This is a genomic window from Flavobacterium ginsengisoli (assembly GCF_029625315.1).
GTDB classification, from domain to species: Bacteria; Bacteroidota; Bacteroidia; order Flavobacteriales; family Flavobacteriaceae; genus Flavobacterium; species Flavobacterium ginsengisoli.
Window position 1 is genome coordinate 3,113,241 of record NZ_CP121110.1, and the last position, 17,069, is coordinate 3,130,309.

Genomic DNA, 17,069 nt, shown 5'->3' on the forward strand with positions numbered 1-17,069 from the left:
ACATCTAAAAATCAAAAAACATGAAAAACTTATTTTTCGCAAGTTTAATCTTGTTTGCTTTTTGCTCAATTGCAGAAGCACAACAATTAAAATCACCCGAAGGAAAGTTCGTAATGGAATTTTCTCTTCAAAACGACGGAACTCCAACGTACAATTTAAAATACAAAAACAAAGAAGTTGTAAAAACCAGTAAATTGGGTCTTGAACTTAAAGATGATAAAAAATCTTTATTGAACGACTTTACAATTGCTGACACTAAAACCTCAACTTTTGATGAAACTTGGAAACCGGTTTGGGGAGAAGTAGATCACATCAGAAATCATTATAATGAATTGGCTGTGACTTTAAACCAAAAAGGAACAGACAGACAAATCGTAATCCGTTTCCGTTTATTTGATGACGGTTTAGGATTCCGTTATGAATTTCCAGCACAAAAGAATCTAACTTACTTTGTAATCAAGGAAGAAAGATCTCAATTTGCCATGACTGGAGATCATACTGCTTTCTGGATTCCAGGAGATTATGATACTCAAGAATACGATTATACAAAATCGAAATTATCTGAAATCAGAGGTTTATCTCAAAAAGCATACACTGCAAACGTTTCTCAAAAATCTTTTTCACCAACAGGAGTTCAAACTTCTTTGATGTTAAAAACTGCTGACGGAATCTACATCAACTTACACGAAGCAGACTTTGATTGACTATTCTTGTATGCACTTGAATTTAGACGATAAAAACTTAGTTTTCGAATCTTGGTTAACGCCAGATGCAAAAGGAGATAAAGGTCACATGCAAGCGCCAAATCACTCTCCTTGGAGAACGATTATCGTGAGCGATGATGCTAGAGAAATCTTAGCTTCAAAAATGACTTACAACTTAAATGATCCATCAAAAATTGAAAATACTTCTTGGATTAAGCCAGTAAAATATGTTGGTGTTTGGTGGGAAATGATCACAGGAAAAAGCACTTGGTCATACACAAACGATTTTCCAACTGTTCAGTTAGGAGTTTCTGATTTCTCAAAAGCAAAACCAAACGGAACTCACGGAGCTAACAATGCTAATGTAAAAAAATACATTGACTTCGCTGCTGCAAATGGTTTCGATGCTGTTTTAGTTGAAGGATGGAATGAAGGCTGGGAAGACTGGTTCGGTCACTCAAAAGATTATGTTTTTGATTTCTTAACTCCTTACCCAGACTTTGATGTGAAAGGTCTTCATGAATATGCAAAATCTAAAGGTGTAAAAATCATCATGCACCACGAAACTTCAGGATCTGTTCGTAACTACGAGCGCCACATGGACGCTGCTTACAAATTCATGAACGATAACGGATACGATGCTGTAAAAAGCGGTTACGTAGGTGATATTTTACCAAGAGGCGAAAACCACTACAGCCAATGGATTGTAAACCACTATCAATACGCTATAGAAAAAGCAACTGATTACAAAATTATGGTGAACGCTCACGAAGCAGTTCGCCCAACGGGAATTGCAAGAACGTATCCTAACTTAATTGGAAACGAAGCAAGCAAGAGGAACAGAATACCAAGCTTTTGGAGGTTCTAAACCAAATCACGTTACGGTTTTACCTTTTACACGTTTAATCGGTGGTCCAATGGATTATACTCCTGGAATCTTTGAAATGGATATCAGTAAAATGAATCCTGATAACAAATCACATGTAAACAGCACGATCTGTAATCAATTGGCTTTATACGTAACAATGTACAGCCCATTACAAATGGCAGCTGATACTCCAGAAAACTACAACCGTTTTCCAGATGCATTTCAATTCATTAAAGATGTGGCTGTTGATTGGTCTGAAAGTAAATATATTGAAGCTGAGCCAGGAGATTTTATCACAGTTGCGCGTAAAGCAAAAGGAACAAACAACTGGTTCGTTGGAAACGTAAATGGAGAAACGCCACGTACATCAAACATCGATTTCAGTTTCCTTGAAAAAGGCAAAAAATATACCGCAACAATTTATGCTGATGCAAAAGATGCGCATTATAAAACAAATCCGCAAGCTTATACTATCAAGAAAATTGCTGTAACCAATAAATCAAAATTATCTCAGTTTTCTGCTCCTGGAGGAGGTTATGCGATAAGCATTATTGAAACTAAGTAATTTTTTCAAAGACAAGTAATTTCCCCCATAATTACTTGTCTTTTTACTATAAATTCAAATTAAGAAATTAAATTTGAGGTAACTATTTTCTTCATCTCTAGATAAATTTAATATGCGCTTCAAACTTAATTTCTTGATTTTCCTTTTTACCATTTTTGGATTTAATACATATTCCCAAACCAAAACAAAAGCATCTTATGATTATCTTTTGTATTTGCCAAAAGACTATGCCAAAGGAACCAAAAAATATCCACTAGTAATTTATTTACATGGTGGTTCGCAAAAAGGGAATGATCTGAATAAACTAAAAGTCTACGGTCTTCCCTATTTAGTAGAAAAAGGTCAGGATTTTGATTTTATAATTGCCTCGCCTCAATGTCCCGACAATAAATACTGGTCAACAGAAAATTGGTTCGAAACATTATATGCCGATTTAGAATCAAAGTATAGAATAGATAAAAGTAGAATTTACATAACCGGCATTAGCATGGGCGGTTATGGAGCTTATATTACCGCTTTAGATTTTCCTGATACATTTGCGACTGTTGTTGCATTTTGTGGAGGAATTAACGACAGTGATCTAACGAGAGTCTGCAATCTCAGTAAAATTCCTGTTTGGGCTTTTCATGGCACAGCCGATGATAAAATTCCATTTAGTGAAACGGAGAGAATTGCGAAAGGCCTTGAGTCGTGCGAAACCAAAAACAATTTCAAGTTTACCCGTTTAGAAAATGAAGGTCATGAAATTCAGTATTTATACGAAACAAAACCTGAAATATATAAATGGATGCTTGAACAGAAGAAATAAAAAATACAAACTATGAAAAACCAAAAAACATCACATCTCTATAAACTAATCCTTTTGGTTCTGTTGTTTTCCGCTTCCGCGAAAGCGCAAATCCAAAAAGTAGAACCACCATTTTGGTACGCAGGAATGAAAAATTCAGAACTGCAGATTATGTTCTACGGAAAAAATATTGCACAATATGAAGCTTCGGTTTCAAACAATGTTGCGATCAAAAATGTAGAAAAAACAGAAAACCCAAACTATCTTTTCGTAACCATCGATACCAAAGACGTAAAAGCTTCTGAACTAACTTTCTCCTTCAAAAACAATAATAAAGTTTCCTTTAAACAAAAATATGCTCTAAAAGAAAGAAGAGCCAATTCTGCAGAAAGAAAGAGCTACGATGCCTCTGACCTGATTTATCTAATCATGCCGGATCGTTTTGCTAACGGAAATCCGAAAAACGACAGCGACGCTTCTTTAACTGAAAAAGGAAACCGTCAAGATCCAAGCGGACGTCACGGTGGCGATATCGAAGGAATCATTAAAAACTTAGATTATATTTCGTCTCTTGGCGCAACTACAATTTGGAGCACGCCTTTATGCGAAGATAACGACAAACAGCATTCGTATCATACTTACGGACAGTCGGATGTTTATAAAATTGATCCGCGTTACGGAACTAATGACGATTATGCTCGTTTATCGGCAGAAATGCACAAAAAGAACATGAAACTGGTTATGGATTATGTAACCAATCACTGGGGAATTACGCATTGGATGATGAAAGATATTCCAACCAAAACATGGTTCAATCAATTCGAAACTTTCACGCAAACGCATCACAGACGAGAGGTAATAACCGATATTCACGCTTCAAAAATAGATCAGGAAGTTTGTGTTGATGGCTGGTTTGTTCCTTCAATGCCAGATTTGAATCTTAGAAATCCTCTTGTTGCAAAATACTTAACGCAAAATGCTATTTGGTGGATTGAATTTGCTAATCTTGATGGGTTTAGAGTAGATACTTACAACTATTCAGATAAAACTGCCATGGCAAATTGGGCAAAATCTATTACAGATGAATATCCGAACTTTAATATTGTAGGTGAAATCTGGATGCACAATCAAGCGAATTTAGCTTTTTGGCAAAAAGACAGTAAAATTGGAGCTATTGAAAACTACAATTCAAACCTTCCTTCTGTAATGGATTTTACGCTTCAAAGCCAAATCACTTCTGCTTTCAGTGAAGATGAACCAAACTGGGACAGCGGATTGATTAAATTCTACAACAATTTTGCAATGGATTTTTTATATCCAAATACCAATAACATTTTGATTTTTTCCGAAAATCATGATACAGATCGTATGAACGAAAAGTTCAAATATGATTTACCAAAATACAAACTGGCGATGACTTTGTTAGCAACAGTTCGTGGAATTCCGCAAATCTATTACGGTTCAGAAATCGGAATGGGTGGAGATAAAGGCAAAGGCGGCGATGCCGATATTCGTCAAGATTTCCCAGGCGGTTGGATTGGCGACAAAAACAATGCTTTTACAAAAGAAGGAAGAACTCCAGAACAAGCGACTTATTTTGATTTCAGTTCGAAATTATTCAACTGGAGAAAATCAAACGAAGCGGTTCATTTCGGAAAAATGACGCATTACATTCCAGAAAATAACACGTATGTATATTTCAGATATACTGATGCTAAAACCGTAATGGTAGTTTTCAATAACAATGCAAAAGAACAGGTTGTAAAAACAAACCGTTTTAAAGAAAGCATCAAAAACTACAAATCTGGTAAAGATGTTATCACAGGAAAAACATTCGATTTAGCTTCTGAAATTACATTAGAACCAAAATCAGCTTTAGTTTTAGAATTAGAATAAAGCTTAACCGCGAAGTTCGCAGTATCTTTTTGCCACAGATTATAAAGATTAGCACAGATTTGTTTGCCACGAATTTCACAAATTTTCACAAATTTAAATATGATAAATTAATTCGTGGAGATTCGTGTAATTCGTGGCAAAAGAAAAAAATCATTTTAATCTGTGTAATCTGTGGCTATTTTTTTCAACATGATGTTTATCTAAAAAACTCTTAAATAATGAAAAAATACACTTTCCTTTATCTATCTTTAGTATACTTAATAATGAGTTGTTCTGGCTCAAAATCAGTTACAATGAATAATACTTCGAAAACACCTTTCGTTTGGGAAGGAGCAAATGTTTATTTTTTACTTACAGATCGTTTTTACAACGGAGATACTTCAAACGATGTTAATTTTAACCGAACCAAAACTCCCGGAAAACTTCGCGGATTTGAAGGCGGTGACATCATCGGAATCACTAAAAAAATCGAATCAGGATATTTTGAAAAATTAGGAATCAATGCCATTTGGCTTACGCCGATTGTCGAGCAAATTCACGACGGCGTTGATGAGGGAACTGGACTTAGCTACGGTTTTCACGGCTATTGGGCAAAAGATTGGACAGCTTTAGACCCAAACTTTGGAACCAAAGAAGATTTAGCCAATTTGGTAAAAAAAGCACACGAAAAAGGCATCAGAATCATTCTGGATGGCGTAATTAATCATACCGGACCAGTAACTCCCGAAGATCCCGTTTGGCCTTCTGACTGGGTAAGAACCGGCGTTGTCTGCGATTATAAATCATTCGAAAATACAACGATGTGTACTTTGGTAGAAAATCTTCCAGATGTAAGAACAGAAAGTACTCAGGAAGTAGCGCTCCCTCCTTTTTTAATTGAAAAATGGAAAAAAGAAGGTCGTTACGAAAAAGAAGTATCTTCTTTGGATGAATTTTTCAAAAGAACAAATTATCCAAGAACACCAAAATATTACATCATTAAATGGCTTACAGATTACATTTTAGAATTTGGAATTGATGGTTACCGAGGAGATACTGTAAAACATACCGACGAAAACGTTTGGGCAGATTTTAAAAAAGAATGCGATTATGCATTTGAAACCTGGAAAAAACATCATCCAATGCAGGTTTTAGACCAAAATCCGTTTTACACGATTGCCGAAGTTTACGGTTACGGAATCAGCGGTGGTCAGGATTATGATTTTGGAGATCGAAAAGTCAATTATTTTCAAAATGGTTTCAACAGCATGATCAATTTTGAGTTTAAATGGAATGCAAGCACAAAACGATTACGAAGGTTTATTTTCTAAATATTCGAATGCACTTAACAATGACTTAAAAGGATATTCTGTCCTTAATTATATGTCTTCTCACGACGACGGACAGCCTTTTGATGCCAACAGAACAAAAAGCATTGAAACAGCAAACAAACTACTGCTTTCTCCTGGAATGTCTCAGGTTTATTATGGAGATGAATCGGCACGATCTTTAGTTGTCGAAGGAACTCAGGGCGATGCCACTTTACGTTCTAATATGAATTGGGAGGATATTCAGAACAATCCTGAAACACAAAAAACACTTTTACATTGGCAAAAATTAGGTCAGTTTAGACGAAATCACCCTGCTGTTGGTGCTGGTGTTCACAAATTGATTAATCCGTATCCTTATACTTTTTCCAGAACGTTTACAAAAGGCTCTTTTACAGATAAAGTAGTGATGGGAGTAGATTTACCAAAAGGCAGAAAAGAACTTCCTGTTGGCGACGTCTTTCCAAACGGAACTAAATTAAAAGATAATTACTCAAATCAAGAAGTTGAAGTTATTGATGGAAAAGTGATTATTGACAATGATTTTGATATTGTTTTATTAGAAGAGATTTAAAATACTTTTCTCTCGCAGATTTAGGAAATTGAGCAGATAATTTAAAAGCAATCTGCCGAATCTGCAAAATCTGCGAGAGACATAATTTACCACGGATTTAAAAATCACTTTAATCCTTTTAATCTGTGGCTATTATTTTTCCTTTGCTCCTTTGTACCTTTGCAACTCTGAACCTTTATAAAATGAATGTTTTAAAGATTGCACATCGAGGTGCCAAAGCCTACGAACCCGAAAATACTTTACAAGCTTTCCAAAAAGCATTAAACCTAAATTCAGACGGAATTGAACTTGATGTTCAATTAAGCTCTGATGGGCATATCATCGTAATTCACGATGAAACCATCGACAGAACAACCAATGGAAAAGGTTTAGTGGGTGATTTTACTCTAGCAGAATTAGAATCATTTTTAATTGATGGAAAATACCAAATCCCAACTTTAATCGAAGTTTTTGATTTGGTTGACAAAAAATGCCTGATCAATATCGAATTAAAAGGCTTAGGAACTGCACCGAAAGTTGTCAGCTTAATTGAAGAATATATTTCAAAAAAAGACTGGAATTACAATCATTTTATCATTTCAAGTTTCGAATGGAATATGTTGGAGGAAACATCAAACCTAAATCCAAATATTCCGATTGGTGTTTTAACAGAAGAAAATGTTGAAACCGCTTTGGCTTTCGCCGAAAAAATAAAAGCAAAAGCCATACATCCTGATTTTAATTTATTGAATAACGAAAATGTGCAACAAATGCAGGAAAAAGGATTTCTGGTTTTACCTTGGACAGTAAACACAGAAGAAGACATTCAAAAAGTAAAAAGTTATCAAGTAAACGGAATTATCTCTGATAATCCAGACAAAATATAAATAGCCACAGATTACGCAGATTAACACAGATTTGTTTGCCACGAATTTCACGAATTGACACAAATTTATCATCCTAAAATAATTCGCGGAAATTAGTGTAATTCGTGGCGAAAGAAAAAATCCTTTTAATCTGTGTAATCTGTGGCAAGAAAAAAAATTAGTGCCAATTCGTGTAATTTGTGGCAACTCAAAAAAATATGATCAAAAATTTCGACATAATAATTGTTGGCGGAGGCGCTGCAGGTTTTTTTACCGCAATTAATATTGCAGAGAAAAATCCGAAACTGAAAATTGCTATTTTAGAAAGAGGAAAAGAAGTGCTTTCTAAAGTCCGTGTTTCCGGAGGAGGAAGATGCAATGTCACGCACGCTTGTTTTGAACCAAACGAGTTGGTTAAATTTTATCCTCGTGGCGAAAAAGAACTTCGTGGGCCATTTCACCAATTTTGTTCGGGTGATACAATTGAATGGTTCGAGAAACATGGCGTAGAATTAAAAATTGAAGAAGACGGAAGAATGTTTCCGGTTTCAAACTCTTCACAAACTATTATCGATTGCTTCTTAAAAGCAACTGAAAAATTAGGCATAAAAGTTTTGACAGGACAAAGTGTACAATCCATTTTCAAAAAAGAAAATCATTGGAAAATTGATACACAAACTGATAATTATCTTGCCGAAAAATTAGTAATGGCAACGGGAAGTAATCCCAAAATCTGGGAAATGCTTCAGGAACACGGACACGCAATTGTAAGCCCCGTTCCTTCCCTATTTACTTTCAATATCAAAGATTCTAGAATTAAAGAATTACCAGGAGTTGCAAGCACAAGTTACCGTAAATGTAAAAGAGACGAAACTAGAATCGACAGGACCTTTGTTAATTACACATTGGGGAATGAGCGGACCTGCAATTCTGAAACTTTCGGCTTGGGGCGCACGCATTCTGCACGACAAAAATTATCAATTTACCATTTTTGTGAATTGGTTAAATGATGTTGATTTTGAAGATGCAGAAAAAGTCCTAAAAGATTTAAAACAAGAACACGCTAAAAAAGCCGTTTCTAAAAAATCTCCTTTTGACTTTCCGAATCGTTTGTGGGAAAGTTTGGTTCTAGCTTCGGGGATTGATTCTGAAACGAAATGGGCAGATTTATCTAAAAACCAATTGCAAAACCTAGCTTCACAATTAACAAAAGCTGAATTTAAAGTAAACGGAAAAAGTACTTTTAAGGAAGAATTTGTAACGGCAGGCGGAATCGATTTAAAGGAAATCAACTTTAAAACCATGGAAAGCAAAATTCACGAAAACCTTTATTTTGCTGGTGAAATTGTAAACATCGACGCTATTACAGGCGGATTTAATTTTCAGAATGCCTGGACAAGCGGGTTCATTCTGGCTCAAAATATTTAATATAAAATGAAATTTAAAGGAATTATTTTTGATTTAGACGGAACGCTAGTAGATTCATTACATGACATTTCAGATGCGATGAACAAAGTGCTTACCGCTCTAAGTTACCCAACACATGATTACGACACTTACCAATATTTTATCGGAAGTGGTTTACGAAATTTAGTAAGCAAAGCATTGCCAGCCACAAACAATTCTGATGACGAAATCGAAAGTTGTTTTGAATGTATGGTCGATGAATACACTAAAATCTGTACGCTCAAAACAAAACCTTATGACGGAATTGTAGAGTTATTAGAAAACCTGACTTCACAAAATATCAAAATGGCTGTTTTCTCCAACAAAGCCGATGAATTAACGAAGAAAATAGCATCAGAAATATTCCCAAAACAATTTGATATTGCGGTTGGTTTAAGCACAGAAGAACTTAAAAAACCAAATCCGTTTGAGGCGATTGAGATTAGCAAAAAATGGAATTTAAAACCAGAAGAAATCCTGTTTGTAGGCGATTCTGATATTGATATGAAAACGGCAGTAAACGCTAATATGTTTCCTGTTGGCGTTACTTGGGGCTACAGAACCGAAGATGAATTGAAAAACAGTGGAGCAAAAGCGGTTATTAATAATGCCTCTGAATTAATTGCAATTCTATAGTTATTTACAAAAGACTTGTATATATTTGCCTCCAAAAACAGGGCAAAACTTACAAAAAAAATGCAAAAAATATTATTAGCGACTATACTTTTGTTTACAATTTATAGTTGTGAAAACGACAACGATTCTCCAAAAAATAAAGACGAAAAAATAATATTAAAGACGAATGTTATAGATGCTGAATATTCCAAAAAGACAGATCAATTAGTCTTTATCTCATCAAATCCTTCTCAAGTAAACATTTTTAACTCCAACACCGAAACATTTCAAAAAATTTCATTGGCTTATGCCCCAACATGTATTTCTATTTCGCAAGATGGCAATACAGCTGTTGTAGGTCATGATGGCCACATCACACATGTTAATTTAAAAAATCCATCCATAATCCAAACCTACAACATTTCTTGCTCTGCACTTGATATTGTTCTTGGAAAAAATAGATGGGCGTATGTTTTTCCAGAAAAAGATCAATGGACATACATAAAAAGTGTTAACATGAATTTGGAATATAATTATGAAATGCCCATAAGTATATACAATCAATTACACGCTGGAGCTAAAGGAAGGTTACATCCTTCAGGTAATTATATTTACATGCAAAGTCCACTATCAAGAGGACAAGTTCAACGTCTAACAATTAAAAATGGAGATATCGATGATAGATACGAATCTAACTTTGAAGAAGAAAACTACACTATTCCAAGCATATGGTTTTCAGAAAACGGCGATAGACTTTTTACTAGAGAAAGAAGTGTTTTAAAAACCTCTGAACTTAATAGTTTAGATGGGGCATATAATGGCAGAATTCCTTCAGAAAATAATTATAAGATTGATTGGCTTGATCATTCTTCTTTAAAAGGAAAATTATATGTAATCTTTTCAAGTGGCGATCAATGGAATTTAATTAAATCGAATAGCATTTATGTTTTTAACGATGCAGATCTTAGTTATGTAAATAAACTTGAATTGGAAAAATATTCCAATCAAACGGGAAGAAATAATGTAGAAACTTTTGATGCTATGCCTTATTTTGCTTTTAGCAACTCAACTGGAAAAAATCTATTTGTAATAACAAAGGCACTTGATTCTGATTTGGTTAATGAATGGGCAATTCAAAAAATCAATATTAATTAATCACTATTTCTTTTAATTAAAACCTCTTAATTATTTCCATTATACTATAGTTCTAAAACACTATTAAAAATTATGAAAAAAATTATTTTATCATTAATAATATTGTCAACCATTGTTGGATGTTCTAATAATGATTCAAACGAAAAAAACAAAGAAGCAAATTATTCAGTACCAGACACATTAAATTTTACTATTTTCAATAACAAACTTGTCCTTAATATTGAAAATCAAGGAGAAACAGCTTTAAATTACACTATAACAAGTTCAAAAAACTATGTCGAGCTTTCTAAAAAAGAAGGAGCTGTAACTTCACTAAATCATGATGAAATTACGGTTACTGTTGATAAACAAAACTTACCAAATGGCAAATCTTATTCAAAATTATATATAAATATCAATAATAAAAAAGATTCTATAGTTGTAAGTGTAACCAATTTTGTAGAGCAGAAAGTAACTTTAAATTCTGATGTTGTTGATGCAGAATTTTCTAAAGTTACCAATCAGCTTGTATATGTCTCCGCAAGTCCTTCTGCTGTAAATATTTTATCAACAAATACAGGTTTAATTGAAAGTATAACTTTACCATATGCCCCAACATGTGTCTCAATATCTCCTGATGGAAAAACTGCAGTAACCGGACATGATCGATATATTTCTTATATCAATCTAACCAACAAAACTATTATAAAAACATATCCAGTATCTTGTTACGCATATGATATTGTACTTGGAAACAATAAATGGGCGTATGTTTTCCCTGCCAAAGGTCAATCGACTTTTATAAGATCAATAAATTTAAGCTTGACAACCGATAATGAATATGAGCATGTTGGTGAAAAAATTTACGAAGGAAATAAAGCACGATTACATCCGTCAGGCAAATATATATATGGTGCAGAAAACAATTTGTCTCCAATGGATATAGAGAAATATGACATTCAAAATGGAAATGCAGAATATAGCTACGATTCTCCTTATCATGGAGATTATATTATGAACGGAAATCTATGGTTTTCTGAAGATGGGAATAGAATATTTACGAGAGGAAAAACTGTTTTTAAAACTTCCGAACTTAGAAGCCAGGATATGATATATAACGGTACAATCAATACTGAAACAAACCCATACACACCTATTGAATGGTTAGATCATTCATCGGTAAAAAACAATATCTATCTACTACTAGTATCTGATAATTGGAATCAAAAGAAACTTCCATACATTTATGTATATAATGACTTAGATCTTGCTCTTAAAAACAAAATAACATTAGAGCAATTTCTCGTTTCTAAAAATGAATCAGATAAAGTATTTTATGATGCCGAACCATTTTTTGTGTTTAGTAATTCTACAGGAAATAATTTATTTGTAATAGTAAAAGCAACGGGAGCAGGTTTAGCCAAAGAATGGGCAATAGAAAAAATAAGTATTCCATAAAAACTATTATTACTATAATTGACAAAAAAATATTCTTCATTACAAAAACAGATTAAAGCAATTGTCTCTTTTTCTGAAAATGAAATCGAAACAATTGCTTCTTGTTTTGAATACGAAAAATTCACGGCCAAAGAATATCTTTCTTCAATGGGAAAAATCAGCAACAAGATTTTCTTTATTGTTGAAGGATTAGCAAGAGTTTATTATCTCAAAGATGGAAAAGAAATTACCACTTATTTAAGCTGTGATGAGAGTTTTATTGCTTCGTATTCCAGTTTTATAAATCAATCGGTTTCTTTTGAAAATATTCAATGTATAGAAGATTGCGAAGTGCTTTCGATTACTTTTGAAAAAATGCAGTTTTTGTATAACGAAATCCCAAATTGGGAACGCGTTGGAAGAATTCTTGCCGAGCAAAATTACCTTTGCATGGCAGATAGAGTTTTAAAACTACAAATGATTCCCGCCAAAGAAAAATACCAGACATTTTTAGCATCGGCTCCAGCCAAAATAATTCAGCGAACGCCTTTAATTTATATCGCTTCTTTTCTGGGAATTACTCCAGAATCTTTAAGCAGAATCCGTCAAGACATTTCTTAACATTTATCAAGTGGATTGAAAAATAGAATTCAAATCTTTGTCAAAATAAAATTTGAGAAAGATGAAGAATATTGCCAAAGACGTTTATCAAATCCCTTTATTTCCAAGAAATGCCATTAATTGTTATGTAATTGAAGATGTTTTAATTGATGCAGGAATTCGAACTTCAGCAAATACAATTTTAAAAACTTTAAAAAACAAAACGGTAACCAAACACGTCTTAACGCACGCACACGCCGATCATCAGGGAAGCAGTAAAGTAATCTGTGCAACCTTGAATATTCCGCTTTTATGTAGCGAACCTGAAAAAGAATTTGCCGAAAACGGAAATGTAATTACAGAATACCCAAATCCGAATCATTTTATTTCAAAATTTCAGAAAAACTTTTGGGCGGGAAAAGGACATCCAGTTTCTCAAATCTTAAAAGAAGGCAATCAAATTGGTGGATTCACAGTTATCGAAACTCCAGGACATTCAAGCGGACATATCTCTTTTTTCAGAGAAAAAGACGGTGTTTTAATTGTTGGAGATGTGATGACCAATATGAACCTTTTAACTACAAAAGTCGGTTTACATGAACCACCACATTTGTTTACTGCTGACAAAGAAACCAATAGAAAATCCATTCTAAAATTGGCTTCGCTAAAACCAAAAATACTTTGTTTTGGTCACGGGCCTGTTTTATTTAATAATGGAGAATTAGAGAATTTCAAAAATTCGATTCCGTTTAATTAACAAGAATTTACAGATTCTGTAAGTTTTCATTAAGACTATTCTAATAATTTTACTCTCAACTAATTAATCCTACATGAGAGTAAAATTACTTACCACAATTTCTATTTTTACTTATCAGCTCAGCGTTTCTCAAACAGAAAAACTATTAAACGGAAAAGTTCTTGCGCAAAACATTCCGCTTAATAAAGTAGAGGTGATTAACAAAACAGCTAAAACTAGCACAAGAACAAATGAGCTAGGTGAATTTTCAATTTTAGTCCGTCCACAAGACAGCCTGCTTTTTTACTCCAAAGACTATTTCTTTAAAAGATTTAAAATTTCTCAGGAAAACATAGATCAAAACAACATGGTTGTAAATATGATTTTGAAACCTGAAGAATTGAATGAAGTTGTAATAACTAAGGTCGAATTTGACAAAGTTAAGATTAGTGCTGATGACGTTGCAGATGTATTAATAAGTAAAAATGCCAAAGATTTATTCTGGAATACAGGAGTTAATGATAATACCATTAGAGAAGCTCTTCGAGTTTCGTTTCCTTTAAAAGGTAGGCAGAAGAAAACAATTGAAGTTGCCGACGACCGTTTTAAGAAACTGATAATAGCTTATTGCCCTCCCGATTTTTTTATTAAAAATTTAAAAATAAAATCGGAAGAAAAGGAACTTTTCATTGATTTTTGCGACTCAGATCCGAAATCAAAAACGCTTCTGGAGAACCCAAATGTTTTGACTATTATGGATTTCTTGTATACTAAAAACGAAGAATTTAAGAAACTGGAGTAGACTTTTTCCGCTTGCTCCATTTTATAAAAAACACAACAAAAGCAATTAATAAAATTAGTATTATTCCCGAAAGGATAATAATAATTGTTTCAATTTGAGATATATAACCTGAATATATGTTCCCTTTGCTTTCTCTTAATGCACGAAGTTGAGAACCGTAACTTTGAGCTCTTTCACTATAGTAGTCAATTTCACCTTGGGCGCTATTGATCATTCTTTCTACAATCAAATCTCCCTCATAACCATAATTTCTTGCAGTTCTGTAAGTCTCAAGCGCACTGTTATTTTTTCCTAACAATTCTGCAAGATTGCCAAGTTCAAATAGTAGAATAGAAATAATTTTATCTTTTGGCTCTATAAACGACATTCTTTCATTTACCTGAAAATAAATTGATTGTGCCAATTCCTCAATCTCTTTTTGAGACAGTTTTGTTTTAGGCTCACGTGAAGTTCCAAAATTTGTATTAATTAAAAACTGACCTGAAACATCCTTTAAATTCTTGACTTTTGCTTCTAATATTTTCAAGTGAAGCCATTCTGATCCTTCATGAGATTTGGGATTTATAACAATAGACTTTTTAATCCAATTGTAGGCTTTTTGGTTTTCACCCATTAATTCATAAAGTGTTCCTAAATTAGATGCTGTGGAATATCTATTAGGTTTAATTTTTTCAATGTTAAGATATAATTTTAAAGCTTCATCATATTTTCCCAGAACAATTAAAAGATATCCTTTATCAGATAGATAATCTAGATCTTTCGTCTTCTTATATAAACTGTCAAGTTCAATAATCAATCTTGGAAAATCTCCCTTGAAAAAGTAATGTCCCTGAGGATTATTTCCATCATAATCTTGATAGGCATAAGCTCCATTTTTTAAAATTTTGGTTTCACCATTCAAACAAGCAAAAGCTTTAAATGATATCAAAACTAAAACAGTAATAAAAACCTTTAATGTATTCATAAAGTAAACGCATTGATTAAACCTGAAACCTGAACCTAAAATTTTACTTATTCAACCACCAAATACTGGCATTCAAAACAGTAGCAAATCCAACCCATGCTAAATATGGGATTAATAAATAACCCGAAATTTTATTGATTTTGATGAATTTTAAATACGTTTCATAAATCATCAGCCATAAAAGCACGATTTCGATTAAAGCTAACATCGGATTTTTTAGTCCGAAGAATAAATAAGACCATATTGAATTTAAAATCAATTGAATTATAAAGAATAGCAATGCTTTTTTTACTTCTTCTGTATTTTCTTTTATTTTATCCCAAACTAATGCCGCAGCAATTGCCATAAAAATATAAAGCACTGTCCAAACTGGCATAAAAATCCAATTCGGCGGATTAAAAACTGGTTTTTCCAACGTTATGTACCAAGTCTCAATACTTGGTCTTGTAACCAAACTCGCAGAATATCCTACTGTTAAACAAATTACTAATGCTATGGCGATCTTTACGAACTTATTCATGGTATTAAATTTTGAATTCAAAAATAGTCAAAAGAAAAGTTTAAACCATATAAGTGATGTAAGTTCATTTTAGCAAATTCCGCTTATAATTTCTTATATAACTTATATGGTTGAAAAATGAAAAAGTTATCTTTGCCAAAATTTATACTTTCATGTTTACAGCGACCTATTTTATACCAAATTCATATACTTCAACAATAGAAAAAGGAAACTTTGAATGGAGTGCGCCAAGCAACATTGCTTTGGTAAAATACTGGGGGAAAAAAGACAACCAGATTCCAGCAAATCCTTCTGTTAGTTTTACTTTAAATAACTGTAAAACAATAACAAAACTTGCCTTTTCTAAAAAAGACGCTTCGACTCCGCTTAGCGGGACAAATAGTTTTTCTTTTGATTTACTTTTTGAAGGAAAACCAAAAGAAGATTTCAAACCAAAAATTCAGAAGTTTTTGGAAAGAGTTGAGGTTTATCTGCCGTTTTTGAAAGACTATCATTTTACAATCGATACTCAAAATACATTTCCGCACAGCTCAGGAATTGCTTCTTCGGCTTCTGGAATGGCGGCTTTGGCAATGAATTTTATGAGCTTGGAAAAACAGCTGAATCCTGAAATGACTGACGAATATTTTTATCAAAAAGCTTCATTTCTAGCTCGTTTAGGCTCTGGAAGTGCCTGCCGAAGCGTAAAAGGAAATGTGGTGGTTTGGGGAAATCAGGAAAATATTGAAGGAAGTACAGATTTATTTGGAGTTGAATTTCCATATACAATTCATGAGAACTTCAAGAATTATCAAGATACTATTTTATTGGTTGACAAAGGCGAAAAACAAGTTTCCAGCACCGTTGGACATGATTTAATGCACAATCATCCATATGCTGAAAGACGTTTTGCACAAGCACACGAAAATCTGGATAAATTGATTGCCATTTTTGAAAACGGAGATCTAAATGAATTTATAAAAGTGGTAGAAAGTGAAGCATTGACACTACACGCTATGATGATGACATCGATGCCATATTTCATTTTGATGAAACCAAATACGCTTCAAATCATAAATGCAATCTGGAAATTCAGAAATGAAACCCAGATTCGATTGTGTTTTACACTTGATGCGGTGCCAATGTCCATGTACTGTATCCTGAAAACGTTAGCGAAAAAGTACTTCAATTTATTCAGGACGAATTAGTTGTATTTTGTCAGAATAGTCAATACATTTGCGACAAAATTGGACACGGTGCAATTGCATTATAATTTTCCGTATCTTTAGT

The 17,069-nt window shown here is 33.3% G+C and carries 11 protein-coding genes and 4 pseudogenes; 13 read left to right on the forward strand and 2 right to left on the reverse strand.

Annotated features, from left to right (window positions below; translation table 11 throughout):
- Positions 1-20: 20 nt before the first annotated feature.
- The 12 genes and pseudogenes from P5P87_RS14465 to P5P87_RS14520 all read left to right on the forward strand — a co-directional run bounded on the left by P5P87_RS14465 (position 21) and on the right by P5P87_RS14520 (position 14,316).
- A pseudogene (locus P5P87_RS14465) lies at positions 21-2,137 on the forward strand (glycoside hydrolase family 97 protein).
- Positions 2,138-2,249: 112 nt separating this feature from the next.
- Complete coding sequence (locus P5P87_RS14470; protein WP_278019727.1) at positions 2,250-2,945, forward strand: carboxylesterase family protein; 696 nt, start codon at positions 2,250-2,252, stop codon at positions 2,943-2,945.
- A 12-nt stretch (positions 2,946-2,957) separates the two neighbouring features.
- Positions 2,958-4,820 (forward strand): glycoside hydrolase family 13 protein, encoded by a 1,863-nt coding sequence (locus tag P5P87_RS14475; RefSeq protein ID WP_278019728.1) that lies wholly within the window; start codon positions 2,958-2,960, stop codon positions 4,818-4,820.
- A gap of 218 nt (positions 4,821-5,038) precedes the next feature.
- Positions 5,039-6,701 (forward strand): annotated as a pseudogene (locus P5P87_RS14480) (alpha-amylase family glycosyl hydrolase).
- Between the two features lie 182 nt (positions 6,702-6,883).
- Positions 6,884-7,567, forward strand: a complete 684-nt coding sequence (locus P5P87_RS14485) for a glycerophosphodiester phosphodiesterase (protein ID WP_198854728.1) — start codon at positions 6,884-6,886, stop codon at positions 7,565-7,567.
- Positions 7,568-7,764: 197 nt separating this feature from the next.
- A pseudogene (locus P5P87_RS14490) lies at positions 7,765-8,974 on the forward strand (BaiN/RdsA family NAD(P)/FAD-dependent oxidoreductase).
- Positions 8,975-8,980: 6 nt separating this feature from the next.
- The gene (locus P5P87_RS14495; RefSeq protein WP_198854730.1) at positions 8,981-9,628 is read left to right on the forward strand and encodes an HAD family hydrolase; all 648 of its coding nucleotides are present in this window, start codon (positions 8,981-8,983) and stop codon (positions 9,626-9,628) included.
- A gap of 60 nt (positions 9,629-9,688) precedes the next feature.
- Positions 9,689-10,762, forward strand: a complete 1,074-nt coding sequence (locus P5P87_RS14500; protein WP_278019729.1) for a hypothetical protein — start codon at positions 9,689-9,691, stop codon at positions 10,760-10,762.
- 72 nt (positions 10,763-10,834) lie between these two features.
- The gene (locus P5P87_RS14505; RefSeq protein ID WP_198854732.1) at positions 10,835-12,199 is read left to right on the forward strand and encodes a YncE family protein; all 1,365 of its coding nucleotides are present in this window, start codon (positions 10,835-10,837) and stop codon (positions 12,197-12,199) included.
- A gap of 18 nt (positions 12,200-12,217) precedes the next feature.
- Positions 12,218-12,799 (forward strand): Crp/Fnr family transcriptional regulator, encoded by a 582-nt coding sequence (locus tag P5P87_RS14510; protein ID WP_278019730.1) that lies wholly within the window; start codon positions 12,218-12,220, stop codon positions 12,797-12,799.
- 61 nt (positions 12,800-12,860) lie between these two features.
- Complete coding sequence (locus P5P87_RS14515) at positions 12,861-13,535, forward strand: MBL fold metallo-hydrolase (RefSeq protein ID WP_278019731.1); 675 nt, start codon at positions 12,861-12,863, stop codon at positions 13,533-13,535.
- Between the two features lie 73 nt (positions 13,536-13,608).
- The gene (locus P5P87_RS14520; protein WP_278019732.1) at positions 13,609-14,316 is read left to right on the forward strand and encodes a hypothetical protein; all 708 of its coding nucleotides are present in this window, start codon (positions 13,609-13,611) and stop codon (positions 14,314-14,316) included.
- Here the strand turns inward: P5P87_RS14520 and P5P87_RS14525 are convergent.
- Both P5P87_RS14525 and P5P87_RS14530 read right to left on the reverse strand, forming a co-directional pair.
- Positions 14,300-15,280: a tetratricopeptide repeat protein gene (locus tag P5P87_RS14525; RefSeq protein ID WP_198854736.1), complete on the reverse strand. Its 981-nt coding sequence runs from the start codon at positions 15,278-15,280 to the stop codon at positions 14,300-14,302. The genes P5P87_RS14520 and P5P87_RS14525 overlap by 17 nt on opposite strands.
- Before the next feature lie 43 nt (positions 15,281-15,323).
- The gene (locus tag P5P87_RS14530; protein WP_198854737.1) at positions 15,324-15,800 is read right to left on the reverse strand and encodes a TspO/MBR family protein; all 477 of its coding nucleotides are present in this window, start codon (positions 15,798-15,800) and stop codon (positions 15,324-15,326) included.
- Between the two features lie 152 nt (positions 15,801-15,952).
- On the opposite strand from P5P87_RS14530, the pseudogene P5P87_RS14535 reads away from it, so the two are divergent.
- A pseudogene (locus P5P87_RS14535) lies at positions 15,953-17,052 on the forward strand (diphosphomevalonate decarboxylase).
- The last annotated feature ends 17 nt before the right edge of the window (positions 17,053-17,069 follow it).